This window comes from uncultured Aquincola sp., from assembly GCF_964001545.1.
Classification (GTDB): domain Bacteria; phylum Pseudomonadota; class Gammaproteobacteria; order Burkholderiales; family Burkholderiaceae_C; genus Aquincola.
This window is the reverse complement of sequence record NZ_CAXFDV010000460.1, coordinates 1-2,359: the sequence shown is the minus strand read 5'-3', so window position 1 is coordinate 2,359 and position 2,359 is coordinate 1. Positions and strand designations below refer to the sequence as shown.

Here is a 2,359-nt window from a genome sequence, read left to right as displayed (position 1 = left end):
TGCTCAGCGTCAACCTGTTCCACCGCCAGATCCGCGACCTGATCCGCACCACCACCACGCTGGAGACGGTGAGCTGGTCCAGCGTGCCGCGCTGGGTGGCGCGGCCCAAGAACATCGGCGACGCCACCAGCAGCGGGGTGGAGCTGGAGGCGCGCTTTCGCCTGAACGACCTGTGGCGCCAGGCGCCGGGCGTGGATCTGCGCAGCAACCTGAGCCTGTTCCGCTCCGACGTGAAAAGCGTGCCCGGCCCCGACAACCGGCTGGACCAGCAGCCCGCCGCCACGATGAACCTGGGCGCCGACTACCGCATGGCCGACTGGCCGCTGACGCTGGGCGCCACCTTCAACGTCACGCCGGGCTACGACGCCCGCCTGGCCGAAGATCAGTACGCCACGCAGGGCCGCAAGCGGGTGGTCGATGCCTATGCGCTGTGGCGCATGCGCCCGGGCCTGCAGCTGCGCCTGTCGGCCAGCAACCTGGCGCCGCTGGACGACCTGACCAGCAGCACCATCGCCGGCGAGCAGACCCGCACCACCACCGGCACCGCGCTGAACTGGCAGCTGCAGCTGGAAATGAAGCTTTAGCGCGCTTCAAGGGTTGCGGCAGACGAAGCTGTTGAACGCATCGACGCTGCCGCTGCCGCTGTAGCGCGCGATCTGAGGCCAGGCGCAGATCGGTCGCTCACGACCGGGAAAGCTGGTGCCGGTGGCGCGCAGGTGGTCGGGCGCCACGCCTTTTTCCACCCAGTCGTGGATCGCGGTGACGGGGTCGAAGATGTCCAGCGAGCGCCCGCCGTCCGAATGCGCCATGCCCGGCACGTTGAACAGGCGCACGAAGCTGCGCGTGGCTTCCACCCCGCCCTGGGCCTGCACCAGGGCGCGGTACCAGCGGTTGACGCCGCTGGGGTTCACCAGGTAGTCCGACAGGCCCATGTAGACGATCTGCTTGCCCTGGCGCGCCTTGAAGCCGGCATAGTCGGTCGAATTCGTGGCGCTGAAGCTGGCCGAGGCCAGCATGCTGGCGGGGTCCTTGTCGAAGTTGAACTTCAGGTAGTCGAAACCTGGGGCGGGCGGCGTCATGAACACCATGCGGATCGATTCGTTGGTGTACTTGCGCGAATTGGGCACCGGCCCCGTGGCGGTGCCGATCTGGTCGGAGCGCCATTCCGGCTCGCCGATGCCGGTGTCCCACGGGGCGCCGGGGTACAGCAGCGTGCCCGCCGAGTTGCGCGGCCCGGCCATCACGCGGGTGAAGGCGTCCACCTGCTGGGCGCTCAGGCAGCTGGCGTCCTTGGCGCCGGTGCATTGCAGCTCGGCCACGTCGTACTGGCAGGCCGGGTAATCCTCGATCAGCCCGTCGGCCGCGCCGTCCAGCGCGTCGCAGCGGCGCAGCACGCCGGCGGCGATCAGCTTGAGGTCGTCGTCGGAAAACGACCGGCTGAGGATGGGCTGGCCGCTGGCGTTGCGCGGGGCGATGGCGGTGAAGGCCTGCAGCATCTGCATCGAGCTCACCTGGGCCAGGTGCTGCTCCAGGATGGGCGCGCCCGAGACGATGCCGTCGAAGTGCGCCGGAAAGCGCTGGGCCATCATCATCCCCTGGCGGCCGCCGCCCGAGGAGCCGATGTAGTACGACCAGCGCGGCCCCTGGCCGTAGAAGCGCGCGATCACCGTCTTGGACAGCAGCGTCACCTTGTCCATGGCCTGGTAGCCCCAGTCCAGCCGCGCCTGCGGGTCGGCACCGAAGCTGGCGTCGCGGGTGCTGGTGCCGGTGTGGCCCATGTCGCTGGACACCACCGCGGCGCCTTGTGCCAGTGCCGGCGTGACGCCTGCGCGCAGCGTGCCATAGGCGGGGCGCAGCACGCCGTCCACGCCACCGCCGCCCTGGAAGTGGAAGCGGCCGTTCCACTGCAGCGGCAGCCGCAGCTCGAAGCCCACGCTGTAGCGCACGCCGTTGACGCCGGTGCGCGGCTCGATCTCACCCTGCAGCAGGCAGTGCGCCGGCAGCGCCACGCCCTCGGCCGAGGCGGCGCCGGCCTCCACCCGCAGCGCCTGCAGCATCACCGTGTTCGGCAGCACCAGCTGCCGCAGCGCGGTGCAGTCCGGCGCCAGGGCGGCGGCCATGGCGTCATCGTCGCCGCCGCAGGCGGTCAACAGGGTGAAGACGGCCAGCAGCGCGGGCGCTGCCCGGCGGGGCGGGGGTGAAAACTGCATGGACCTTGCTCCTGTGTTGTCGTACTTGTCGGTCGCCGGGCGGTACCCGGTGCGCGCAATGTAGGGAGCGGTGCATGCCGCGAACACCGGTCCGCGGATATAGCTGGCTTGCCGGCCGCGCATACCGCGCGTGCTTGGCGGCAGCGAGC

At 70.4% G+C, this 2,359-nt stretch carries 2 protein-coding genes; one reads left to right on the top strand and one right to left on the bottom strand.

Annotated features, from left to right (window positions below):
• On the top strand, window positions 1–584 hold a 584-nt coding region (locus ABNT58_RS15800), incomplete at its 5' end, for a TonB-dependent receptor (RefSeq protein ID WP_348754414.1).
• A gap of 6 nt (window positions 585–590) precedes the next feature.
• Here the strand turns inward: ABNT58_RS15800 and ABNT58_RS15795 are convergent.
• Complete coding sequence (locus ABNT58_RS15795; protein WP_348754413.1) at window positions 591–2,210, bottom strand: tannase/feruloyl esterase family alpha/beta hydrolase; 1,620 nt, start codon at window positions 2,208–2,210, stop codon at window positions 591–593.
• Window positions 2,211–2,359: the final 149 nt, after the last annotated feature.